20 protein-coding genes are annotated in these 22145 nt (G+C 71.3%); 9 read left to right on the top strand and 11 right to left on the bottom strand.

Features of this window, described 5'->3' with window-relative positions:
* Nucleotides 1-110 precede the first annotated feature (110 nt).
* Genes MQV74_RS02090 through MQV74_RS02080 form a run of 3 tightly spaced genes read right to left on the bottom strand, consistent with a single transcriptional unit; the run spans nucleotide 111 to nucleotide 5559 of the window.
* Nucleotides 111-4304, bottom strand: coding sequence for a CHAT domain-containing protein (locus tag MQV74_RS02090; protein WP_242714273.1), 4194 nt, complete (start codon nucleotides 4302-4304; stop codon nucleotides 111-113).
* Between the two features lie 56 nt (nucleotides 4305-4360).
* The gene (locus MQV74_RS02085) at nucleotides 4361-5251 is read right to left on the bottom strand and encodes a S1 family peptidase (protein ID WP_242714272.1); all 891 of its coding nucleotides are present in this window, start codon (nucleotides 5249-5251) and stop codon (nucleotides 4361-4363) included.
* A complete protein-coding gene (locus tag MQV74_RS02080) occupies nucleotides 5248-5559 on the bottom strand; it encodes a CU044_2847 family protein (protein ID WP_242714271.1) in 312 nt (103 codons plus the stop codon). The genes MQV74_RS02085 and MQV74_RS02080 overlap by 4 nt, the downstream gene beginning before the upstream one ends.
* A gap of 389 nt (nucleotides 5560-5948) precedes the next feature.
* Between MQV74_RS02080 and MQV74_RS02075 the strand changes: the two genes are divergently transcribed.
* The 3 genes from MQV74_RS02075 to MQV74_RS41315 all read left to right on the top strand — a co-directional run bounded on the left by MQV74_RS02075 (nucleotide 5949) and on the right by MQV74_RS41315 (nucleotide 8294).
* Nucleotides 5949-6893 carry a hypothetical protein gene (locus MQV74_RS02075; protein WP_242714270.1) on the top strand — a complete coding sequence of 315 codons (945 nt, stop codon included), beginning with the start codon at nucleotides 5949-5951 and terminating at the stop codon, nucleotides 6891-6893.
* 46 nt (nucleotides 6894-6939) lie between these two features.
* Entirely contained in the window at nucleotides 6940-7740 is an 801-nt protein-coding gene (locus MQV74_RS40675; RefSeq protein WP_278194066.1) for a HEAT repeat domain-containing protein, read from the top strand.
* A gap of 113 nt (nucleotides 7741-7853) precedes the next feature.
* Nucleotides 7854-8294 carry a transposase gene (locus MQV74_RS41315; RefSeq protein ID WP_374120568.1) on the top strand — a complete coding sequence of 147 codons (441 nt, stop codon included), beginning with the start codon at nucleotides 7854-7856 and terminating at the stop codon, nucleotides 8292-8294.
* Here MQV74_RS41315 and MQV74_RS02050 read toward each other — a convergent pair.
* Nucleotides 8254-8817 carry a GNAT family N-acetyltransferase gene (locus MQV74_RS02050; protein WP_242714268.1) on the bottom strand — a complete coding sequence of 188 codons (564 nt, stop codon included), beginning with the start codon at nucleotides 8815-8817 and terminating at the stop codon, nucleotides 8254-8256. The two genes, MQV74_RS41315 and MQV74_RS02050, sit on opposite strands and share 41 nt — an antisense overlap.
* 304 nt (nucleotides 8818-9121) lie before the next feature.
* On the bottom strand, nucleotides 9122-9667 hold the full coding sequence (locus MQV74_RS02045) for a hypothetical protein (RefSeq protein ID WP_242714267.1): 546 nt from the start codon (nucleotides 9665-9667) through the stop codon (nucleotides 9122-9124).
* Nucleotides 9668-10318: 651 nt separating this feature from the next.
* Here MQV74_RS02045 and MQV74_RS02040 point away from each other — a divergent pair.
* Nucleotides 10319-14473 (top strand): FG-GAP repeat domain-containing protein, encoded by a 4155-nt coding sequence (locus MQV74_RS02040; protein WP_242714266.1) that lies wholly within the window; start codon nucleotides 10319-10321, stop codon nucleotides 14471-14473.
* Here the strand turns inward: MQV74_RS02040 and MQV74_RS02035 are convergent, their stop codons facing one another.
* Nucleotides 14474-15130: a flavin reductase family protein gene (locus MQV74_RS02035; RefSeq protein WP_242714265.1), complete on the bottom strand. Its 657-nt coding sequence runs from the start codon at nucleotides 15128-15130 to the stop codon at nucleotides 14474-14476.
* A 65-nt stretch (nucleotides 15131-15195) separates the two neighbouring features.
* Here MQV74_RS02035 and MQV74_RS02030 point away from each other — a divergent pair, with 65 nt between their 5' ends.
* Both MQV74_RS02030 and MQV74_RS02025 read left to right on the top strand, forming a co-directional pair.
* Nucleotides 15196-15915 carry an ArsR/SmtB family transcription factor gene (locus tag MQV74_RS02030; RefSeq protein ID WP_374120567.1) on the top strand — a complete coding sequence of 240 codons (720 nt, stop codon included), beginning with the start codon at nucleotides 15196-15198 and terminating at the stop codon, nucleotides 15913-15915.
* Nucleotides 15916-16159: 244 nt separating this feature from the next.
* Nucleotides 16160-16384, top strand: a complete 225-nt coding sequence (locus MQV74_RS02025; protein ID WP_242714263.1) for a hypothetical protein — start codon at nucleotides 16160-16162, stop codon at nucleotides 16382-16384.
* A 321-nt stretch (nucleotides 16385-16705) separates the two neighbouring features.
* Here MQV74_RS02025 and MQV74_RS02020 read toward each other — a convergent pair whose 3' ends face one another.
* Together MQV74_RS02020 and MQV74_RS02015 are read right to left on the bottom strand one after the other, a co-directional pair.
* Nucleotides 16706-17056, bottom strand: coding sequence for a hypothetical protein (locus tag MQV74_RS02020; protein ID WP_242714262.1), 351 nt, complete (start codon nucleotides 17054-17056; stop codon nucleotides 16706-16708).
* A gap of 168 nt (nucleotides 17057-17224) precedes the next feature.
* Entirely contained in the window at nucleotides 17225-17803 is a 579-nt protein-coding gene (locus tag MQV74_RS02015; protein WP_242714261.1) for a TetR/AcrR family transcriptional regulator, read from the bottom strand.
* 108 nt (nucleotides 17804-17911) lie between these two features.
* Between MQV74_RS02015 and MQV74_RS02010 the strand changes: the two genes are divergently transcribed.
* A complete protein-coding gene (locus MQV74_RS02010) occupies nucleotides 17912-18841 on the top strand; it encodes an SCO6745 family protein (RefSeq protein ID WP_242714260.1) in 930 nt (309 codons plus the stop codon).
* A gap of 19 nt (nucleotides 18842-18860) precedes the next feature.
* Here the strand turns inward: MQV74_RS02010 and MQV74_RS02005 are convergent, their stop codons facing one another.
* The 3 genes from MQV74_RS02005 to MQV74_RS01995 form a co-directional block, all read right to left on the bottom strand.
* Entirely contained in the window at nucleotides 18861-19235 is a 375-nt protein-coding gene (locus MQV74_RS02005; protein WP_242714259.1) for a toxin Doc, read from the bottom strand.
* A complete protein-coding gene (locus MQV74_RS02000) occupies nucleotides 19235-19474 on the bottom strand; it encodes a hypothetical protein (RefSeq protein ID WP_242714258.1) in 240 nt (79 codons plus the stop codon). The genes MQV74_RS02005 and MQV74_RS02000 overlap by 1 nt, the downstream gene beginning before the upstream one ends.
* A gap of 83 nt (nucleotides 19475-19557) precedes the next feature.
* Nucleotides 19558-20460: a phytoene/squalene synthase family protein gene (locus MQV74_RS01995; RefSeq protein WP_242714257.1), complete on the bottom strand. Its 903-nt coding sequence runs from the start codon at nucleotides 20458-20460 to the stop codon at nucleotides 19558-19560.
* Between the two features lie 201 nt (nucleotides 20461-20661).
* Between MQV74_RS01995 and MQV74_RS01990 the strand changes: the two genes are divergently transcribed.
* Complete coding sequence (locus tag MQV74_RS01990; RefSeq protein ID WP_242714256.1) at nucleotides 20662-21066, top strand: hypothetical protein; 405 nt, start codon at nucleotides 20662-20664, stop codon at nucleotides 21064-21066.
* A gap of 125 nt (nucleotides 21067-21191) precedes the next feature.
* Complete coding sequence (locus tag MQV74_RS01985; RefSeq protein ID WP_242714255.1) at nucleotides 21192-22142, top strand: hypothetical protein; 951 nt, start codon at nucleotides 21192-21194, stop codon at nucleotides 22140-22142.
* Nucleotides 22143-22145 lie beyond the last annotated feature (3 nt).

Genomic DNA, 22145 nt, shown 5'->3' with positions numbered 1-22145 from the left:
CAGGGATGACCAGTCTCGGGGCCGCTGCCCTGGGAGGAGGGATTGACACGCCCTGAATGTCTTGGGCGGCGAAGTCGCCTGCGTGTCCCCTCGTGGCTCGCGGCCCGCCGTCAGGGGCCGAAGCAGACGTATCCGGCCCAGTCCGCGGGGTCGTCCGCGCTCAGGCGGCCCGCCTCGTCCGTGAGGTCCGGACCCCAGCTGTCGGGGGGTCGGTGATGGGGGTCGAGGAGCCACAGCTGGGCCCGCCGCAGTGCGTCGGCAGGGGTGGTGTCCTGGGTGAGGAGGAAGTGGTGCACGAGGTGGAGGAACACCGACCTCGCTCGGTCGCGCAGGGGCCACAGGGGCGCGACCACCGCGCGTGCCCCCGCCCGGAGCAGGGCGTCGGCCAGGTGCAGCGACGCCTCGGCGTCGGAGGTCAGGTCCTCGCTGTGGCAGTCGGTGACCAGTACGGCGGTGGGGGGACGGTCGCTGTGGCGCATGGCCTCGGCCACGGATGCCATGGGCAACGGGCCCTCGGGAAGCAGGAGTTCGGGCCACCCGAAACCGGCCGGACCAGCGAGGAGCAGGACACCGCCGTCGGCCGGGGGGGCCGTGCGCAGCCGTGACAGCGCGTCCTTGGGGTCACGCGTGGCCGTCACCGGAGCGGGCACGGACGGTGTCCCGCTGCCGGGCGCGCGGGGGGCGGCCGCCGCGTCGCACAGCGCCCGGGCGGAGACGGCGTAGGAGAACTCCGCGACCTCCAGGGCGTATGCGTCACCACGGCCGGGGAGGTGCGGGGCCCCCTGTCGTGCCGCGTGCCAGGGGACGGCGCTGAGGGCGCCCAGCGGCACCAGGACGAGACGGGAGCACGGAGGCGGGAGCGCTGCGAGGAGCGGGGTCATGGCGGTGCGTGCCGCCCAGGTGAGCAGCTCGGCTCCGGGTGAGACGCCGCGCGCGTGCTCCACGAGGGGCGGGGCGTCCTCGGTGAGGCCGGGCAGGGGGATGACGCGCACGGTGCTGGCCGCGGTGACCACGAACGCGGCGCCGGCGCTGGAGTGCGTCGCCGGTGCCAGGTACACCAGCGCGTCCTTGCCGGACACGCGAAGGGCCCGGCCGATCTCGTCGGCCGTCGGCGGCGGGCCCGAGAGCGGGCCGGGCGTGGACAGGGCGCGCCAGAGATCGAGCAGGTACAGCGCCTGGGTGAGTACGCCGTCCTGGCAGCACCAGGCGGCGACCTCCCGGGCCGCGGACACGGCCAGGGCCACGGCGGCTTCGTGGTCGGCGACGCCGACGCCGTGGTCGAGGACGTCGTGTCCGTAGACGGCCGTCGTCAGGGCGTGCACGGCGTCGAGCCCGGCGCGCAGGCTCGCCGCCCGGTCGTCGAGGTGTCGCGCGTCGCGCGTGCGGTAGGCGCGGGCCAGGGCGAGCGTGATGCTGCCCGGGACCTCCCGGCCGTACCTCTCGGAGCGGGCGGCCGCGCGCTCCAGGACGTCGATCCCGCTGCCCAGCCCGGCATCGCGCCGGGCCCTGTCGTGCTGCGCCGTGGCGGCGGCGCATTCGGCCCTGCCCAGGTAGTAGGCGTAGCGCAGATAACCGTCGTTGTCGCTGTCCAGGGACGCGTACGCCTCGCGGACGAGCGCCAGTGCTTCGGTGAACCGGCCCTCGTCGCCGCCGACCAGCAGGTTGACTCCGGCCTCGCCGAGCAGCCAGGCGCGCCGGACGCCGGAGAGCCGGGCTGCGCCCCGACGGATCTGGGCCGGTGCGGGTGGCGCGATGAGATGCGTGGTGGGCTCGTCGCCGCGACGACGGGCCAGGGAGTCGCGGAGGAGACCGGTGCGGGTCAGGAGCGTCCACGTCTCCAGGCGTGCGGGGTGGTCGTAGGCCAACGCGGCGTGGATGCCGGTCGCGGTGGCGAGGTGGCGGTCGGCGCCGGCCAGGTCACCTCGGCGCAGACACGACTGGGCCTGGAGCACGGCGTCCCGCGCGACGCGCAGACGGGCCTGGTCGGATTCCTCGTGGCCCGCGCTCCGCGAGGGCGGGGCGGAGAAGCTCGCGGGAACCGTTGCGGCCAGGCGCGGTGCGGAGAGGTCCGGCTCGGACCCCAACTCGCGTACCAGTTGCATCAGTTCATTGAGGCGTGCGCCCTTGCCCGCGTCGTCGGGGTGGGTGTCGTGCCTCGCCCGGAGCCGGTCGAGGTGCAGTTGGGCCAGGAGGCCGAGCGAGGCGTCACGCTCCTCCTGCCGCTCGTCGGGCCACGCCTGTACGGCCAGGTCGACGAGGGTGATCGCGTGCGCGAGTGTCGCCGGGTCGGAGCGGGCCGCCCCCCGGTGGTGAGCGAGCCGTCCGAGGGTGTCGAGGACGTGCGGTGACAGCCGGTCCAGGGCGTCGGGCACGGCCACGAGGAGGTCGAACGCCGGATCGGCCAGGGCGGCGTGGGCCGCGTCGTGCGTCTCGCGCCAGATCAGGGCGTGGGCGTACGTGGCGGCGGCGAGCGCTTGCCAGGTGATCCCCGTCGCGCTGTCGCCGTACGCGGGCGTGGACGGGCCGGTGGTCGCGGGGATCCTCGTCTCGCCGAGCAGGCGGTGGCGCTCCAGGTGGAGGCGGCCGAGCGTTTCGATGAGGTGGGCTGACTCCGCTGTGCGAGGCGACACGTGGACCAACGCCGCTTCGTGGTGGCGCAGGGCCTCGTCGAGCAGGTTTGGCAGCCGAAGCTCCGGCCGCGCGTCGGGATGGTCGCGGCAGTGCTCGTAGCGCCGTCGGGAGCATCGGGCGAGGAGCCGGGCACCGAGCCCGCGCAAGCCGTCACCGCCGTCGTCGGCGGCGGGCAGGGATGCCGTGCCGGTGGTGAGCAACTCCAGTGCCTCGTCGAGCAGTCCGGCGCCGCCGCCGGTCTCGTGCCGCAGGAGCTTGCCGTACCCGTACAGAAGGCGCCACCAGTGCCAGTGGGCCGTGTCTCCCGGAGTGTGGAAGGCGACCTCGAAGGCTTCGGCGGCCGCGATGAGGTCGTGGGGCTCCCCGCCGCGGACGAAGTCCTGAAGCGCCAGCTCACCGAGGCGACCCCACAGGACGGGGGCTCGGGGGGCGCGGGACGGGAGGGGGGCGAGGGCATTGCGCACTTGGTCCCGGGTCAGGGCGAGTTCGGCCTCGGTGGGCTCGCCCGCGGGGGGCGGGCCGGGCGGGGCGGCTCCCTGGGTGTCCCGCCCCTCGGCGGTGACTCCGGCACCGCTCTTGGCCCCGGCGCTTCCGTCGGCCCTTGGAGGTGAGGGCCTGGCGCCCTCCGTGCTCCGCAGCTCCTCACCGGTGTCCCGCAGCAGCGCCCCCGCCCGTTCGCCCGCCGCCGCCATCAGCTCCTTGGCGTCGTGGACGCGCCGCGGGGACCCGGAGCCGGTCGCGGCCTCGAACTCCGCCGCGGCCAGGGCGAGCGTCGCGGAGACCGCTTGCGGGTGCTCGGGGCCCATCAGCGCCGACGCCTTCTGGGCCGCGATGGCGAGTACGTCGGCGGCCCGCTCCAGGCGCTCTGTGTCGCCCGCCGCGCGCGCGGACGCGGACTCGGCGGAGGCGAGGGTGACGAGCGCGGACAGCGAAGCGGGGTGGTCGCCGCCGCGCGCGGCCACCACGTCCCGTACCGCGTCCTCCAGTTCGGGCAACAGGGAGTCGGCCCTGTGGTGTTCACCCGTGGCGCGCGCCGCCGCCGTGCTCACGGCCAGTGCGAGCAGCCGTACGTCGTGGTGGGGCGCGGGACCGTCCCCTGCGCCGAGCGCGGCGAGTGCCTGGGCGGCTCGGCGCTGTGCCGCGACGAGGTCACCGCGCCGCAAGGCGATACCGGCGGCGTTGGCGAGGGTGTGCGCCGAGATCGAGACGGATTCGGGGCCGGGGTCCGAGAGGGGTACGTCCGAGGGGGGTACGTGTGACGGAGTGGCGTCCGACGGAGTGACGTCTGGCGGAGTGGTGTCCGACGGAGCGGCGTCTGGCGGAGTGACGTCCGGCGGTGTTATGTCTGACGGAGTTACGTCGTCCAGGACGCGGGCCGCCGCCGTGAGCTGCCCGCGGTCGGCGAGGAGGGCGGCCAGCTGGTTGCGGGCCACGGCGTCCCGGCTGACCTCCACCGTGCCCTGGAGGATTCCGGCTGCCAGGTCGTCGAGGAGTGCCGCGGCGGTGCCGTGCCGGCCGAGCGCGTCCAGGAGCGCGGTCAGCTCCGTGAGGTGCCGCGCGGCGGTGGCCGGGGCGAGAGCGGAGGCGGAGTGACGCAGCCGGGACAGGCCGTCGACGAGCCGGAGCTGGGCTTCGTGGTCGCCGCGCACGGCGTCTCGCGCCTGGTCCAGCACGTGGCGCAGCAGGCTTTCGGAGGGGCGCGACCGTCGAGGGGCCCGCCCTTCTCCCGTCACGGGGCGCCGCCTTCGCCGAGCTCGGCCTGGATCTTCCGCTTCGCCACCATGAAGGTGAGCTCGGCGATCTGGGCCGAGTCCATCAGGCCCATCCTGGACCACTCTTGAATGGTCTCCAGGAGCTCGTCGGCCTTGGCGGACAGGGCCCCCGGCATCGGGGCGGGCGTGAAGGCCGTCGGGGGAGGGGCGCTCGCGCCGGAGGACTCCGCGACGGAGGGCCCCGCGTCGCCGGGCGGGCGGAGCACGTCGATGAGGTGGGCGACGTCCAGGTAGTCGAAGCGCCGCATCGCCTCCGCGATGGTGGCGGCGAACAGGACGTTGGCCGCCCGGTCGGCCGCGGTCCGCTCCGGTACCTGCTCCAGGAGGATGCCGACCACCACCGGATCCTGCTTGCCCCCGGTGGGCTCGGGGGCGTGGTCGTCGCAGTGCGTCGTGTCCTCGACCGGGCCGCCGGAGTACCCCGAGTAGTCGCCGAGGAGCTGGTCCGCCGACAGCTGGAGTGCCTCGATGGTGCCGCCGCCCGCGCACAGATGGGCCGCCGCCCGGGTGTCGATGCGCCCGCTGAGTTCCACTTCGTCGGCGGCGGGGCGGTACGGGCCCCGCCAGCGGCCGCCGATCCGGGCGGGCCCCGACTTCGGGATCTGGGGGGTCGCGCGCTGCGGCGGCGCGATGCTGACGAGTGCCAGGTCCGCCTCCGCGTCCAGGCGGCTGACGCGGGCTTCGAGCCGTCGGCCGTCGGCGAGGACGACATCGACCGGATCGTCGAGCCGTACGAGGCCGCGCAGGCAGTGCAGTGCCGTCAGGACGAGCCAGTTGGTCAGCAGGAAGCCGCCGCCGAGCCGCTGCTCGGCCCGGTGCAGATCCACCCAGTACGTCGCGCGGGTCACGGCACGTCCGAGGCCCGCTCCACGGTCAGGGTGACCTCGAAGGACGCTTCGGCGGAGGCCTTGGAGAGGATGACCCCGGCCTCGGCGGCGAGCGTGAGGCCGAAGGTGACCTGCATGCTGGAGACCCGCCAGCCGTCGCGCTCCGGCACCTGCGACAGCGACTGCTGCGCGATGGCCGAGGCCTGCACGATGGCCTCCTCGACCTCGGCGGCGCGGTCGTCGAGAGGTGACGTCGTCCGCGTCCTGCTCGCGATCTGCCGGTTGCCGCCCGCGTCAAGGGCGACGGTCTCGACTCTGACGTGGGCCATGACTCTTCCCGCTTCCCCCGTGCTGTGCCCTTGCCGGTGCTGTGCCCTTGCCCGTGCTGTGCGCTTGTGCTCGCTGCGCGCGAAGCACCGCCCGCGCGACGGACGGTGACACGCAGCGTATCGACGGGGGAGCGGGCGCGTCATGGCTTCGGAAATACGGCGGGGATGCCGGAGGCGTCCCTGGCCGGTCGCCGCCCCGGACGGGTCGCCGCCCCGGACGTGAGAGGGGCGTGGGCCACCTGTGCCTGAGGCAACCTTGCAGGTCAAAGCGGGCATATGAAAGGGTCACGCCAAGATCATCTTGATTCGCCGGTCTTCGGTGCATGGGGCAACTCTTCACCGGAGAACGGGACTTGTGATCTCTCATGGCTCATAACGAGGGAATTCCTGTGCACATATCTGCGCGCCGTTCTGTCCGCACCTCGGCGATCTCGACCGTCGCCGCTCTCACCGCCGGTGCGATCTTCGCGACCATGGCTCCCGCGCACGCCGCCGGCGACCCCGCCAAGGACGCCGCCGCCCGGGCCCGCGAAGCCGCCGCCCGGGCCGTGGCGGCCGCGCGTACGGCCGCCGCCGTGCACAAGGCCACGGGGGCCGCGCGGATCGCGACGCCCCGGCCCGCGGCCAACGGCAGCCTGACGGCGGAGGCTTCGGGCACGCGGGTGGACCTGCCGGCCACCGGCGCCGGGAAGCTGACGGTCACCGACCCCACCGGTGCGCAGATCAAGATCGGCCTGCCCGGCTCGGACGCGGCGAAGGCCCACACGTCCACCGAGGGCACCGTGGTCTACCCGCAGCTGACGGGCGGCGCCACGGACATCGCCGCGCAAGTCACGCCGGAGGGCAGCGCGAGCGCCCTGGTCACGCTGCGGGACGCGTCCGCTCCCACCGAGTACCGCTTCCCCCTCGAGCTGCCCAAGGACGCCGTCCCCATCCTCACCGAGGACGACAGCCTGGTCATCGCCGACGGCACGACCGACAGCACGGCCGAGGGCGAGGGCGACATCATCGGGGCGTTCGAAGCGCCCTGGGCCAAGGACGCCAACGGCAAGGCGATCCCCACCAGCTACCGCCTCGACGGCAACGAACTCGTCCAGACGATCCAGACCGACGCGTCCACCGCCTACCCGGTCGTGGCCGACCCCAAGTGGTGGGACAAGACCAAGGGCTGGGCCAAGAAGACGGGTAAAACCGTCTGGAAGTACGGCAAGAAGTACGGCATCAGGTGCGCCAAGGGCGCCTGGCACGGAGCCAAGAACCCCGGGGCCATGACTGCCCAGCAGAAGGCCGCGTTCGCCGCCGCGGGCTGCGTGTTCTTCGCCATCAAGAAGTAGAACTCCCCCCACCTCACGGCACGTACGGAAAGGCAGGCAGGCTGACATGACCAGCAGCCTTGAAGAGGCCGAGGCCACGCTGCTCAGCGACCGGAAGAAGGACTTCTCCGGAGCGCTGCTGGACCTCCACAGGGCCGGTGGCCCCCGCGCGGACGCCGCCGTCATGCGCTTCGTCACGCGCCTGTCCGCGCTCGACCACCTCGACGACCTGTACGAGCCCGACCTCCACGGCCTCGCGATCCGGGTCGCGGCGGAGCTGGACCCGGACCGGGACGTGGAGCCCTTCCGCGACCTCCTCGAACCACGACCCCCGAAGAACCGTCTGGTCCGGAAGGTCATGAGCTGGGGCCCCCTGGCCCACCCCGACACCTTCCCGCGCTCGGCGTGGGGCTACACGCGGCTCAGGCGCCTCACCCCGGCGCCCGTCGAGCGGTACACCCTGCGCCTCGGGGCGGACAGCGCCACGGTCCGCGTCTCCGCGGCCATGGCCCTGGGCGACACGGCCGACCCGGCCGCCCTCGACCCGCTGGCCGAGGTCCTGGACGACCCGTCAACGGACGTGCGCCTGCACGCGATCCAGTCCGTACGACGACTGCACCACGCGGCACCCGCTTCGGCACTGGACGGCCACCCGGCCGAGGCCGGCCTCGTCAAGGCACTCGACGACCGCCGCCCCCCGATCCGGGACGCGGCCGTACAGACCCTGAAGCTCTGGGAACGCGCGGAGCTGGTGCGCCAGGCGGCATCCACCGCCGACACCGCACACGCCGAAGCCCTGCGGCACGTGCTGGACGGGGCGGTTGATCCGCTGCCGCAGACCTGGCCGGGGGACAGTACGACCCTCTGAGGGGGAAGACACAGGTGGGGCGCTCCGTGGACTACGGGGCGCCCCACCTGTGTGAGAACCCGCCTGGGAACCTCTGATTCCAAGGATTCCAGACGAGTTGTGACGACGGCGGAGTGGCTTCCCCAGGAGCTGGGCTTCGGTTCGGGGATGACGTGCTGGCGTCGCCTGCGGGACCGGAACGCGGCCGGGGTCTTCAACCTGATCCGTGGCCAGCTGCGGCGCCGGATCCGTCGTGCGATGGGCATGTCCCTGAACCCGGTGGCGGCGGTGAGCGATTCGCAGTCCGTCAAGGGCGCCGTCATCGTTCCGCGCGGCACATCGGGATACGACGCTGGAAGGAGGCGCCGGGCCGGAAGAGGCACATGATCGTGGACCTCAAAGGGCTGCCGCTGTTCGTGGTGGTCGCCCCGGCCGACACGTACGACAGCGTCGCAGCCCGTGAAGCCCTCTTCCAGCTCCGGCTCATGCACCCCGAAATCACCATCGTCTGGGCCGGCCTGGCCTACGCGGGCACTACGAGGCCCGGCCTGAGCACTCATCGCGTCGTGGCGTGACCGGGAGCCGCAGGCCGAGCCACTGCTCGGCGTCCCAGGCATGGAACCGCTCTACCTCGGCGAACCCCAGCCTTGCCGCGAGGCGCATCGAACCGACGTTGGCGGTCTGGGTGGCGAGCACCACCGGCTCGCCGGGAAGGACGCCGTCGAACCAGTCGAGGGCCGCCGCACACGCCTCGGCGGCGTATCCGAATCCCCACGCCCGCGGCAGGAAAAGGTAGCCGAGATCAGCCTTTCCCGCAGCAGCTGGACGATGATGTTCCGGTGCTCTTCGGAGCAGGATCTGACCGATCAGTTCGCCGTCGAGATCGACGACGAAACTCCCGGGCGACGACTCGGGCACCCGGGGCACCTTGCGCTCAAGCTCGTCACGCGGCCGGGGACCGCCGAGATAGGTGTGCACCTCTGGGGACGCGAGCAACTCGATGAACGCCTCGCGGTCCCGGGCCTCGGGCGCACGAAGCACAAGCCTCTCGGTCCTGATCGGAGCAGGTGGCCAGGCGACGGGTCCGAGCTCAGTCATGCCGGCCAGCTAATCAACAGGTTCGGTAACGATCAAGACTCGCGGGCCGATCAAACCACCTGCCCTGACCCGTGCTTGTCCTCTCACCTCGGTTCCACCGAGCCGACAATCCACGCGGCGCGTCCTGCGAGTTCAAGGATGGGTTCTGATGGGCGGTGGCCCGCGCTCGACCGAGATCATGGTCGGAGTGGGGGCCGTGCGCGACGACGGAGCCCGCTGAGCCCCTGGCGAGACGACTTCTGTGCCTCGGATGCTCGACGACGTACGAACTCACCGTGGCCGGGTCGCTGACGCGGCCAGTTGGTTATGGGTTGCAGTTGAGGACGATGCCTTCGTCGACGCGGCACACGTCGTTGCCGGGGCCGCCGTCGACTTCGCCGTCGTTCAGCAGGACCTGGATCTCGTCGTCGCCCGCATTGCCGTGGATCCGGCCGAGTTGGCCGTTGTAGGAGGCGATGACGTCGTCGATGCCGTCGCCGGCTTGGATGAGGCCCGTGTTCTCCTCTTCCAGTCGGATGGTGTCCCGGCCGTTGCCGCCGTTGATGACTCCGGCGTGGTTGAAGGTGACCCGGATGGTGTCGTTCCCGTCGTAGCCGAAGACCACGTCTCCGGAGGCGAGCCTGTCGCACCGGATGTCGTCGTCACCGGCTGTGCCATCGATCTCGGGGCCTGATCGGGGCTGGCCATTGACGATGCAGTTCGATGCCGCGGGCTCCGCACCGGCGTGAGCCGCGTCCAGGGTGACGGCGGCGAGTGTCAGGGCGGCCGTGAGGGTCGCCAATCGCGCTGCCCACCGCGCGTACACGGGGAATCGGCGTGCGCTTGCATGGGTCATGGGCGACTTGTCCATGACCTCAGAGTCAAGCCAACACGCCTTCCTGGCGACGGTGCGGGGTGTGAAATCACTCGTGCGTGTCGCTCGTTCATCCTCTCGGGTGGTGTCAGGAGAGGGGGCCGCGCATGCAGAGCTCGCTTTCTCCCTGGCGCATGAGGCTGAGGTGACCATCGACTCTGCGACTTCATCGCCCTCGGACGCGTACGTACGCACGCATCTGCTGGCGACGTCTGCAGTCGCTGTGACAGCGCCGCTGGGAGGGCCGGACATGTGACGGTGCGCAATGTCGAGCAGTTGCGCCAGGGCCAGCCGGGCGTCCTGCCCAACGCGTCCTGCCCGGCCAGGCCCCTGTTCCGCTCAGTGGACCGGAACGTGTGCCATCGGCCCGGCGTAGGCATCCTGGGAAAGCCGTGACGGCAGGGGCGGCGGCGCCGGATGTGTCCGTACGGGGGAGCGGACACGGGGGAGTGGACAGGGCTGTAGGGGCCGCGGCGCGGAGAGCGGGCGAGCAGGGTCGGACGGGGGTCCGGCTCTGCTCGGGCGGCAGGAGGCGTGGCCGCCGAGCAGGGCGGCCGGGCCCGGTCCCGTAGCACCCACCCGTTCCGCGTTCCAGCGTTCGAGCGCCGCACCGCCGTCAGGCCGACACATCGATCGGAGGAGCACGTGATGAGTTCAGCCCACCCCGGGACGTCTGCGGACCTGGTCCCGCGGACGCGTAACGTCGAAGTATCCGGGGCCGATTGGGTCTGTCTGCGGGACACCATCAAGGTCAACAGCGGCCTGTTACAGGAGATCCGCGCGGACAGACCGGCCCCGGGCACCCGGCTGGTGCTGATCGCCCGTGAGATCACGCACGACCCCGGATACGTCCTGCCCCTGACCGGGTACCCCGTGCTGCTGGTCGCCGAGACCTACCGGGGCAACGGCGGAGGCATCGACACCACTGGCCCGGTCGGTGCCGGTGGTGACATCGGCAGTGCCGGGGGCACCGGCGGTGGTTCGGGCGGCCGTGACGGCAAGGCCGGAGGCCCGGGCGGCAACGGCGCGCCAGGGGGCGCGGCCACCCCGATCACCCTCCTCGCGGCGCGAGCGAGCGACGTGAGGCTGATCGCGCGCGGCGGCAGGGGCGGCTCCGGCGGCTCCGGCGGCCAAGGAGGCCAGGGCAAGGACGGCACCAAGCCGCCCAGGCCGGGTGAGGACGGCCGGGACCCCGGATACGGCGGTCGTGGCGGGAACGGCGGAAACGGGGCAGTCGGCGGCCCGGGTGCCCGGATACGCGTGGAGACGGTCGAGCGGTCGGGCGTGCTGAGCGACGGCACCGGCGGCGACGCCGGACCCGCGGGGCCGGGGGGCGGCGGAGGAGCGGGAGGCGGGGGATACAACGGCCCCGGAGAGCCCGGTCGGGACGGTACGGCGGGTCAGCCCGGTCCGGCGGCAGGCCAGAGCGTGGCTCCCGCGTTCCTCACGCACACCGCCGACGCGTGGTGGACCATGGCGCGCGGGGAACTGGGAGCGGCGTACACCGATGCCTGGGCGGAGTACCGGACGCGCGTCGGTGAGTACCTGTTCCGCTGCTACGCGCCGGGCCTGACGGACAGGAAGGACAACAGGATCACGGCCGGGCACGAGTTCACCCAGGCGCTCGTGCTGCGGCCGGGGCATGCCCGTGCGGTGGAGCTGTCCCAGTACCTCGCCACCAACCTGACCCCCCTCGGGGTGCCGTACGACATGGATGTCGTGCCGGACTTCCCGGCGCAGGAGCAGTTCGTCACCGCCTACGGCGATCTGGTGGTGGGCGTGTACTCCGCGGCGACGGACCTGCTGCTCTTCGCCAAGGGAGAAGCGCAGAAGATCCAGCTGGTCGAGTCCGATCTGGGCCATCTCAACGACATGAAGGCGGTCCTGGACACGGAGCGGAGGGCGGCCAAGGCGGGAGTCGACGCCGCCAAGGGCCGGGCGGACATCCTCGACAAGCAGTTGCGCGAGGTCCAGGCCCAACTCGACGCGGTGCGCACGAAGATGCTCAGTGAGCGCCTGGAGTTCCCACCGGGCAACGACCTGGGACCGGTGATCGGCGCCGCCATCGTGATCGCCGCCGCTGCCTCCGCCCTCTACACCGGCGGTGCCACCATCGCGGCCATGCTCGTCGCGGGCGACATGATCGCCAAGAGCGCCGCGTCCATGGAGGGCTTCGACACCGCCACCGGGAAGTACCGGGACGGCAGCTATCTGGTCAACTGGTTCGACTGGACCGACGAAGGGCCCAAGCCGCGCCCCGGGGTCGACATCAAGACCTCCAAGCTCACCGACCTCGGTGACCAGGCCGCCAAGTTCATCAAGGCGTCCGGGACGCTGGTCGAGCTCTTCCAGGCCAAGGTCGACGGAAAGCTGGAGAACGAGGAGAAGAACCTGCTGGCCCGGCAGTTGGAGCTGGTCAGGGAGCGGGCGCTGCAAATGCTGGAGATCACCCACCAGCAGCTGAACCTCGCCGTGGCCGATGCCAAGATCGCCGTCAACGTGAACGACATCGCGCGGCTGACGAACCTGGAGGCGGGCTGGCAGCGCGACATCACGCAGCTCATCGACATCTGCCGCCGGATGATCACACGCAACCAGCACTACATGGACCTGCTGACCGAGTACTGCTACTACGCCAACCGGACCGTGGACCTGTGGACCTTCAGCAGCCACACGCCCGTGTTCACCTTCGACTTCGGCTTCCTGCACCCGGACGACATCGAGAACGCCTACCACCCGCTGGCCCGCGGCGACGACAGCCGTGTGAACGGCCTGCTGGAGAAGTACCAGAACTCCAAGAGGCAGTTGTTCGCGCTCATGGACCGGCGCAAGGAGTACGACTCGTACGGCCTGAACCAGGACGTCCACTACCTTCGCCTGGCCGCTCCCGAGGTGCTGAACGCGCTCAAGACCCACGGCACCGCCACCTTCACCGTCCCCCTCGACGCCTTCGCCGATCGCTTCGAGATGAAGACCGCCTACTTGCATGTGGGTCTGCTCGGCGCCACGTGCGCCAACCCCCGCGTCACCGTGCTGGTCGAGCACCCGGGCCCGGCCACCAACCGGTACCGCGACGGCTCCTCGCGCACGGTGACGGCGGGCCCCCGGACCAGCACGGTCCAGGCGACCTTCGACAAGAACGACCCCGGCAGGCCGATGACCGATCAGGACTTCTACGGCCGCAGCCCCGCCACCACCTGGCGCATCACCATCGAACAGTCCACCGCCCAGGGAGCCCAGCTCGACCTCAGCGGCCTGAGCGCCGTCCACGTCACTCTCTGGTACTGGCACTTCCGCCGGAAGTCCACCGGTCCGGCGTCCGCGCCACTGACCGTATGGGCGGACTTCGACGGTGACGGCGTCCTGGACGAGACCGTGTGGGAACCGGCCCAGGGACTCTGGCGCGTCCGGCGGTCCTCGGACGGCGCATCCCTCACCGATACCTGGGGCCAAGGAGGCGACTTTCCCGTACCCGCCGACTACGACGGCGACGGCAAGGCGGAGCTGGCCGTCTTCGACCCCGCCAGCGGCAAGCTGTTCACCCGCCCCCTGCTGGGCGGCCGTCTGACGGCGTACCACTGGGCCACCGCGGATCACGTGCTGACAGCCGAGGAACAGACCGGAACGGAACGCCTGGCCGCCGCGCTGGAGGGGTGCGCCAGGCAACTGGCCGACACGCGGCGCGCCACGGAAGCCGTGGGGCCGCAGCAAGCGGCGTGCCGACTCCTGCGCCGCCTGACCGAGCTGGATGCCCGGAACTTGCCCAAAAACGCCCAGGCGTTGGTCCTCCTGACGCACTACCTCGCGGGGGCGGGCCGCTGGGAGGAGTCGGTGACCACCGGCCTGGAGGCCATCGCGCTCTTCCGGCAGCTCGCCGCGGATCATCCGCAGGACGACGCACTCGCCCACCGCGCCGCCGAGGCCGTGATCGGGATCGCCGGGCTCTGGTGGCAACGGCCCGACCTCCAGGCCAAAGCCGCCGACCTCGCCCTTCAGGGAACCCTGACGGCCGGCATGCTGGCGGCCAAGAACCCCACCTACCGGCCCCAGCTCGCCGCCTGGGCCACCTCGCCGACCACGCCCTTCCTCGTACACGTCGGCCGCACGGACGAAGCACACCTGCTCGGAACGCAAGCCATCACCCTGTACCGCACGCTCGCCGCGGAGAAGCCGGATGACGACGAGCTGATGTACCGCATCTCGTGGTCGTCCATCGACGTCGCTCTCCATCTGTGGAGCAAGCCCGAACTCCGGGGCAGGGCAACGGAGATGACCGTCTCCGCCGTCGACAACCTACGGATCCTCTGCGGAAGGACTTCCGCCTACCGTCGGCAGTTCGCCCAGTGGGCGGCTTCTCCGGCCGCGGCGTTCCTCGCCCAATCCGGGCGTTGGGACGAAGCGGTGGCGGTGGGCGACGAGTCCCTCAGCCTCTACCGCGTGCTCATCGCGGAGAACCCGGGTGATGAGGAGCTCGCCTACCGCATTTCCTGGGCGTCGATCGACATCGCCCTCCACCTCTGGGGCAAGCCCGAACTCCAGGCCAAGGCAACGGAGATGACCGTTTCCGCCATCGACAACCTGCGGAACCTCAGCACGAAGAACCCCTCCTACCGCCCGCAACTGGCCGACTGGATCATGTCGCCCGCCTCTTCCTTCCTGCTCGGCACGGGCCAGAAGCAGCGTGCCATCGACCTGGTGAGGGAAGCCGTCGACCTCTACACCCAGCTCAACACCCAGGACCCCGTCACCTACGGGCCCAAACTGGCCAACGCCAAGAAGACTCTGGAGCAACTCCAGTCCTGATCACGCAGGGCGCTGTGATGGACCTCCGCGAGGTGTCTGGGTGCGGTAGGAATGGCCGAGTTCCGGGCCGAGACCGAAGTAGTGGCGGAAGTTGTAGATCAGCGGACTCCAGGCCGTGGGGTCGATGTGGTCGGTGCCGGGTACGACGATGCGGGGATCGGCATGGACCTTGCGCACGACGGCCTCCACGATGACGAACCCTCCCGAGACGTCCGGCCGCACCCGCTCGGCACGGGCCTCCAGCTGGATCGGGCACTCGGCGACGCGAGGGGGCCGGACCAGGCGGGACGGTTCGCCGGTCAGTCCGGCCACGGCGAACTTCTCCGGTTCGAAGCGGCAGCCCTCAGGCTTGGTCGAAGGCACCGGATCGCGGCCGGTCAGCGGAGCAAGGCGCTCCACCGCCGGCCACTGGGCGGGGGCGGGCAGGCTGATCACCAGGTCGGGGCGGCTGCCGAGGTTGTGCGCGGTCTGACCGTCGCGCCCCAGACCGAGGACGACCGTCTGGCCGAGGGCCCATGCGGAAGACATGGGAGCCAGGTTGACCGAGCCGTCCTCGTTCTCCGTGGTCAGGAGCACCACCGGCGTCCCGAAGTACAGGATGCTCGGCGCGATCTCCACGTGGGTGACGGCTGCTTCTTGGGGCTGTGCTGTGTTCATGGCAGGGAGCCTAAGAGCCTGATGTTTCGGTAGCGGCCGAAGCGTCATGGGTGACAATGGAGTGTATGAACGCGAAACGGGCACCGGGGAGCGGTCCCGACCTGGCCTCCGTGGCGAGGCTACTGGCCGATGGCACGCGGGCGGGCTTCTGTCTGGCCCTGCTCGACGGCCGGGCGTGGACGGCGACGGAACTGGCCCGCCACGGGGGAGTGGCGCCCTCCACCGCGACCGAGCACCTGCATCTGCTCGTACGCGGAAACCTGCTCGCCGAGGAACGCCAGGGCCGCCATCGCTATGTGCGCCTGGCCGGTCCTCACGTCGCCGAGCTGATCGAAAGTCTCGCGGCGCTGGCTCCCGAACGCGCCACGCCTCCCCGCACCTTGTCGGCGGCAGGCCGCCGAGACGCCCTCGGTCATGCCCGGACCTGCTACGACCACCTCGCCGGGACCGTCGGCGTGGCCATCACCGACTCGATGATCGATCGAGGGCTACTGGACCTGGAACACGGGCTCAGCCTCACCAGCGCCGGAGCGGCCTGGCTCACAGACCTCGGCATCGCGGTCCCGACGGGCGCGCGTCGGCCGTCGGTGAGGTCGTGCCTGGACTGGACCGAGCGCCGCCCCCACCTGGCCGGCGCGGTCGGCGCCGCGCTGTGCCGCCACGCTCTGGACACCGGCTGGATCACGCGCGTCGGCACGACCCGCGCGGTCGCCGTCACCCCGCTCGGCCGCCAGGCTCTCCACCACCATCTCGGCCTGCCCGATGACCTCCTCACCCGGAGCTGAGCAGCGGCCCTAGGAGCGCGAGCATCTGATGGTCGCGGGCCCCCTCCGCAACGAGAGGGTGGGCCCGGCACCTACAGCACAAGAAGCCCATCGCCATGGTGGTCCAGTGCCTGCCGCAGGACTGCGGTCCCGCGTCCGGCGGAACGGTGGCTGGGTCCGGGGTGACTGGTCCAAGGGTGTCGTCGGCGCGCCGTTCTCTTGGCAGACTGCCTGGGATGCGTGTCCGCGCGCGAGGAGGTGACGAGTGCGGCGACGTCGGTGGCCGGTGGTCGCGGCTGTGTGGGTGCTTCTCGTGGTCGTCGGTGGGCTCCTCACGCTCTACTTGAACGGTGGTGAGGACCACGCGGTGGATCCGGGCCGCGGCGTGCCGTCGGAGACTCCATCGAGCACCTACGACTACCCGCCCTGCCCCAGCCCGGCCGAGGACGACGCCACGTTGCTCGCCTGCGCCCACAAGGTCGGGGACTAGGGCCTGTCCGATGGGTCGGCGCGGCGTCGCGACGCCTGGCACGCACGCTCGCCGCGTTGCCGAAATGCCCTAGTAGCTCCTTCCCCGAGCTCTCAGCTGCGTTCGAGCAGGGGAGACCCCACCCGAGGACATCCCGGCGCCTTGCGATCGCACCCACCAGACGCCGCTCCTTGCTCCACGCCGACCCATCGGACAGGCCCTAGGCAGCACCCGCCCAGTGGGGCTGCCTTCGGGTCTATGAGAGATTCCGCCCGCCTGACGCGCGTGGGGCGACGCAGCTCGGACTCCGTCGGCGCGGGTCCGGATCGCAGGGCCAGAAGGTCAGCGCATCACTTCATGTCTGAGCAGCCATCGCGTCAGCTCTTGTGGGCGCAGCAGCGGGAACTGGCCTCGCCACCGGTGCCAGTGCAAGCCGGTGTCCAAATGCAGGGTCAGTGTGCCGAGGTTGGTGCCGAATTCGCCTCGGACGGCGAAGGTCACGTCTCCCCAGCACGCACAGGTGAAGGGGGCGGCAGTGAGATCCACTTCCAGGAGGCCGGCCAATTCGGCGACGGTGTCGGGAAGGCCCACCATCACCGATCGCCCGGTCCCGTACGTCTGCCGTGGGGATACTTCGATCGAACGGGCCCTCGCCCACAGGGCATCAACCTGCCGCCACCGCGTCGAACCCATGTGAATCTCCTCCCGGGCTGACACACCGGTCCCTGGCCTTACGCCCTGGTCTGGCTGCGTGATGGAGCGGACCATCATTCCGCACCGGTTCGGCTGTCTGCGCACCGACCTTCTGCGACGCCTCCGAGTCACACTGCGGAGGGCCAAGTCCGCTTCTACGGAAGGCCCTCACCCCCGGCCGCCGGAGAACAGCAGTTCGGCCAGGGTTCGGAACACGTCCTCCGGGTCGCGTTCTCCCACCGGGTCTCGCAGGTTCTCGCTCAGCAGGAGCGTGGTGAATCCATGGGCGAGTGACCACGCGGCGATGCCCGCGAGCCGGGCGTCCTCGCCGCGCCCGCTCGCCGGGACTTCAGCGATCCCGGCCCGCAGTTCGGCTCCGGCGCGGGTGCGGGCGGCGAGCAGGGTGGCGTCGTCACCACGCAGCAGGTCCGGGCGGAACATGACCTGGAAGTGCGCGGGATGGTCGATCCCGAACCGGACGTAGCACGCCCCGCGTTCGCGGAGGTCGGAGCCCTCGGCCAGGGCGTCCGCCAACAACTCGTACCCTTCCGCGGCGATCGCGGTGAGCAGGCCCGTGCGGTCCTTGAAGTGGTGGGCGGGGGCCGCGTGCGAGACGCCCGCGCGACGGGCGAGATCGCGCAGGCTCAGGGCGCCGGGCCCTTCGGCGGCGATGACGTCGAGGGCAGCGGTCAGGACCGCGCGGTACAGATCGCCGTGGTGGTACGAGCCGCTGTGGGTGGTGGGCATGTCCACCATGGTCGCGCCGCATCTAGGCGTTGACAAGTTCGAGCGGCGCGAGCAATCTAGTCACTGTCAAGTTCAGGCGGGTGGATGACCTGTGACGGGGAGAGCGCCATGGTGGACCAGAAGGACCAGGGCAAGGGTCAGGGCGAGGGCCAGAAGGGCCAGAAGGGCGAGAAGGGCCAGATCGAGCTCGGTCGCGTACGCCAGCTGTGGCATCTCCTTGAGCCGCTGCACGCGGTGGTGTACTTCGCTCCGGAAGCCTCCGCGGAGGCGGACGCGCTCGGCATCGAACCCGGCCGCTGGCCGCGGTACTTCGCCTGGCGGGCCGCGCCGCTCGGAGCGGTCGGGCACGAGCAGGTGACGTCGGCGTTCTACAGCTTCAGCCCCGACATGGTCAGGGAGCACGTGCCTTCCGTCCGGGGCGCCGCGGACCTCGCGGCCGTCCTGGCCGCTCGCCGTCGCGCCGTCGACCGTACGTACCGCGCGCTCCTCGGCGGCCGTGTCGACGACCGTGAGCTGGCCGAGGCCGCCGCCCTGGCCCGCCGCGCCGCCGAGGCCGCGGAGCACGCGGGACGCCCTTTGGCTGCCGCCAACGCGGCGCAGCCCTGGCCCGAGGCTCCCCACCTGGTGCTCTGGCAGGCCGCGACGATCCTGCGCGAGCACCGCGGGGACGGCCATCTCGCGGCACTGCTGATCGCCGGGCTCGACCCGGTGGAGTCACTGGTGTCGTTCGCGGCCATCGGGGCGGCCCCCGAGGAGACCTTCAGGAGCCGGGGCTGGAGCGAGAAGGAGTGGGCCGCGGCGCGCGAACGACTGGTCGGCCGCGGCCTGGTGGAGCCGGACGGCACGGCGACCGCAGCGGGCCGCGCGCTGCGCGCCCAGGTCGAACGTCACACGGACGAACTGGCGGCAGCGCCCTGGCAGGCGCTGGGCGCGGCCGACGTGGACCGGCTCAGCGAGCTGCTGGGGGACTACTGGGTGGCGGTCATCGGCTCGGGGATGCTGCCGGGGACGAACACGCTGGGGATCGGCACCGTGTGAGCCCTCGGCTGCTCGCTGGTCAGAGCCGCCAGCCGCGGATGCGGTCAGCCGCCTGGTAGACGGTGGTCTTGCGGCCCTGGATGTCACGGACCAGCTCGACCAGCGCGCCGTAGGGCGGGTCGATGCCTTCGCCGCAGGCGTGCATGTAGGCGATGGCGACCTGGCAGGCGTACAGAGAGTTGCGGTGCGGCAGGGGTTCGAGCCGGACCAGGGTGTGCAGCAGGGCGGCGGCGCGCCAGGCGGCGTCGGGGGGTGTGATGCCGGGGCGGGGGATGCGGGTCTTGTGGCGGGCCACCGCGGCGACCAAGGCGGAGTAGTCCGCGACGGTGACGTCCTCGGGCACGGACTGCTCCTGGACGTCGAGCAGCCAGGCGATGTCGACGTGGAGGACCATCAGGCGGCTTCGGTGCCCTGAGCACGGGCCGACGGGGGCGCCTCGTCGGGGAAGGCCTCGTCGAACTCGGCGCGGTGCTGCTCGCCCCAGGACACGGCGTACCGCACGAACTGCAGTCGCTGCTTCTCGCGCAGCGACAGGTCGTGGACGTACTGCTTGAGGGAGACACCCGCGGCGGCCGCGGCGGCCCGCAGTTCCTCCATCTCCTCGTCGCTGTAGCTGATGTTCAAAGACGGCATAACCCTGATGGTACCTACTAGGTACCTTGATCGGAATCCTCCGTCTGCGGCAGCTCGCCGCCCGCCGCCACGGCCCGGCAGGGTCAGCTCCGGCGCCGGTACTCGCGGGCCAGCAGACGCAGTGCCGCCGGAATGGAGGCGCGCGCCGAGGAGCTCAGCAGGTGTGCTCCCTTGCGCCTGGCGGCGTCGGCCGTCAGTTCCTCCATGCCGATGAGTGCCCTGCCCATCGGACGGTGGGCCTCGGGCAAGCACGTCACCAGCGCGTGGCTCTCGGCGAGACTCGTCCGCGCTTGGCGGATCAGCTCCTCCAGCAGCGAGCGAACCCCTGCCGAGTCCCGCTGCGACTCGAGGTCGGCACGCGTCACCCCGTGCCGTTCCAGTGTCTCCGCGGGGATGTTCAGCCGCCCGGCTCGCAGGTCCTCGGCCAGGTCGGTGGCGAAGTCGAGGCGCTGGCTGCCGTCGATGAACCGACGGCAGGCGCTGCGGTAGCCGACCTCGTCCGGGTCGGGCACGAGCAGGCCGGCCACGAGCATGAACGCGGGCAGGGAGTAGGCGTCGATGTAGTGCTGGTAGTCCTCTTCCCCGGTGAACCCGGCGAACTCCAGGTCCACCCGCCCGGCGTCGAGGAACTCCTTGATGTGGTGTTCGAGCCGGGGATGTGTCCCGCACGTGTGCAGGAGGGGGCGCAGCACGGGGTGGTCGCTCCGCTGGGCCGTCAGGGCGTCGCGCACCAGCTCCTCCCACCGCTCGAAGGCGGCGGCCCGCTCCTCCACCGGCCCTTCCCGGTCGAGGATGGTGTCGGTGTGGTGCATGAAGACGGTCGCGGCGATCACGTGCGGGACGATGGGCTTGGGCAGCAGCAGGCGGACAGCCAGGTACTGGTGGCGCCGGTAGCGCGAGACCACACGGCGCAGGCGGGTGAAGTCCGCCCGCAGCTGGGGACTTTCGATGCCCGCCGCGTCCAGCGTGGCCTTCCACGAACTCATCGCACTCCTCAGCTTCCCGGGCGGTGACCGCCACCCGACGAACGATCTGCACACCCGGGTGACCGTACGCGGTCCTGGTAGAACGGCAACAATCCCCACTCGTGCAGCGCTGCGCACCGCGTCGGTGTGCGACGTCACGGCCGGGCGCACGGACGGCGGCGCGGCCGGGGAGTCGGCGGTGGCGCGGGCGAGGGATCGGCGGTGGCGCTGGTCTCCACGCTGAGCGACGGCCTGAGCCACGCCGACGAGCAGGTCACGCTGAACGACGTCGAGTTGTCCGCAGAGCTTCTGGTGAGGGCCTCGGCCCTGGGCGCCCCCCTGGACGCGGTGCTGACCACAGGCCTGGCCCGGTTCCGGCTGTTGAGGGCGGCCGGTCACCTGGAGGCCGCCGACGCCCTGGTCGAGCGAGTGCTCCTCGACGGCGGGCACCCGAGCCCGAACGCCTCCGCCTGGTGCGGGGAGACCGAGTACGCGATGGCCGCGATCGAGCGGATCGCCCACAGCCTCGACGACCGCGCCGACCTGGAGGCGATTCTCGCCCACGCGCTGTGCGCTACCGCGTCCAGGACACCCTCGCCCGCGTCGTCCCGCGCGCGCTCGAACTGAACGCACCGCGGTGGCAGCCTTCTCGCCGGCGCCGCCCATACGTCCTGTCTGCGCCGGTTGCGGCCGGAAAGGGGGGTGACGCAGCGGTGACGTAGCGGTGACGCAGGCCAGGGAGCATGCCCGGCATGACCGAAAACGACCACACGCCTTTGTCCGACGTCCTGCCCCCGCCGGTTGGCGGCGACCACCCAAGGCCCCCCTTCTACATCACCTCCGTCGAGGAGAAGGAACTACGGGTCAAGGCGGAGCTGCTGGTGCCTTCGCTGACGGTGGAGCAGCCTTCGTCCTTCGACGAGTACGTGCGCCAGCTGCTCGTGCCGCCGACCGTGATGGACCTGGTGCGCAAGGCCGCCCATGTGCGCTTGGCGACCTGGGAGGTGCAGGCCATCCGTGCCCTTCTTGCGCCTCCGGCCCGGCCACCTGGAAGGCCGGGCGAGGATCCCGCTCCGGGGGGTGCGGGGCTGCTGAGGGAGATCCTCATCAAGAAGGCCGCCATCGACTCCACGCACCCGCCCTACATCCGGGTGGCCTGCACCGGCCGCGGCGCGTACGACGATCTCGCCATCGACCGCGGCGATGCCCCCGCCGATGCCTGGAGTGCGGATTTCGGATCTCCTGCGGTGCTGGAGATCTGGCCGGCCCAGCACTACTCGCCCATCCACTCCCACGGTGACACCACCGGCATCATCTTGTGCCTGACCGGCCGGATCGATGTCATGTCCTATGACCGGCTGGCATGGGAGGCGGACAAACGCGGTCTGGGGACTCTCACCCCGGGCATGTGCGCCTGGCTGTCCAAAAAGTACTACGCCGTCCACAAGGTCCACTGCCCTCTCGACGGCGGCCCGCACCCCGCTGCGCTGCTGAACGACACCGGTGACTTCGCCGCCAGCTTCCACGTCTACCTCAACGAAAACGAAACCTCCGTCGAAGAACACGTACCGGCCGTCCTCTCCCGCGACGTCTTCACATACATCGACGAGCACGACCACACCGAGAAGAGCTTCACCACCTACTCCGACCTGTCCTGGAGCGTGCTGCGCCACGCGATGGCCCGCATCGCCACCCGGCAGTAGAGC

The organism is Streptomyces sp. AN091965, from assembly GCF_022698285.1.
In the GTDB taxonomy this organism is placed as follows: domain Bacteria; phylum Actinomycetota; class Actinomycetes; order Streptomycetales; family Streptomycetaceae; genus Streptomyces.
The sequence above is the reverse complement of the archived record's forward strand: the minus strand, read 5'-3'. Positions and strand labels throughout refer to the sequence as shown.

Excerpts from the sequence above, each read along its gene's own strand:
- MQV74_RS02080 (WP_242714271.1), bottom strand. The coding sequence starts at position 5,559 with ATGGCCCACGTCAGAGTCGAGACCGTCGCCCTTGACGCGGGCGGCAAC.
- MQV74_RS40675 (WP_278194066.1), top strand. The coding sequence starts at position 6,940 with ATGACCAGCAGCCTTGAAGAGGCCGAGGCCACGCTGCTCAGCGACCGG.
- MQV74_RS02050 (WP_242714268.1), bottom strand. The coding sequence starts at position 8,817 with ATGACTGAGCTCGGACCCGTCGCCTGGCCACCTGCTCCGATCAGGACC.
- MQV74_RS02045 (WP_242714267.1), bottom strand. The coding sequence starts at position 9,667 with ATGGACAAGTCGCCCATGACCCATGCAAGCGCACGCCGATTCCCCGTG.
- MQV74_RS02040 (WP_242714266.1), top strand. The coding sequence starts at position 10,319 with ATGAGTTCAGCCCACCCCGGGACGTCTGCGGACCTGGTCCCGCGGACG.
- MQV74_RS02035 (WP_242714265.1), bottom strand. The coding sequence starts at position 15,130 with ATGAACACAGCACAGCCCCAAGAAGCAGCCGTCACCCACGTGGAGATC.
- MQV74_RS02030 (WP_374120567.1), top strand. The coding sequence starts at position 15,196 with ATGAACGCGAAACGGGCACCGGGGAGCGGTCCCGACCTGGCCTCCGTG.
- MQV74_RS02020 (WP_242714262.1), bottom strand. The coding sequence starts at position 17,056 with ATGGGTTCGACGCGGTGGCGGCAGGTTGATGCCCTGTGGGCGAGGGCC.
- MQV74_RS02015 (WP_242714261.1), bottom strand. The coding sequence starts at position 17,803 with ATGCCCACCACCCACAGCGGCTCGTACCACCACGGCGATCTGTACCGC.
- MQV74_RS02010 (WP_242714260.1), top strand. The coding sequence starts at position 17,912 with ATGGTGGACCAGAAGGACCAGGGCAAGGGTCAGGGCGAGGGCCAGAAG.
- MQV74_RS02005 (WP_242714259.1), bottom strand. The coding sequence starts at position 19,235 with ATGGTCCTCCACGTCGACATCGCCTGGCTGCTCGACGTCCAGGAGCAG.
- MQV74_RS02000 (WP_242714258.1), bottom strand. The coding sequence starts at position 19,474 with ATGCCGTCTTTGAACATCAGCTACAGCGACGAGGAGATGGAGGAACTG.
- MQV74_RS01995 (WP_242714257.1), bottom strand. The coding sequence starts at position 20,460 with ATGAGTTCGTGGAAGGCCACGCTGGACGCGGCGGGCATCGAAAGTCCC.
- MQV74_RS01985 (WP_242714255.1), top strand. The coding sequence starts at position 21,192 with ATGACCGAAAACGACCACACGCCTTTGTCCGACGTCCTGCCCCCGCCG.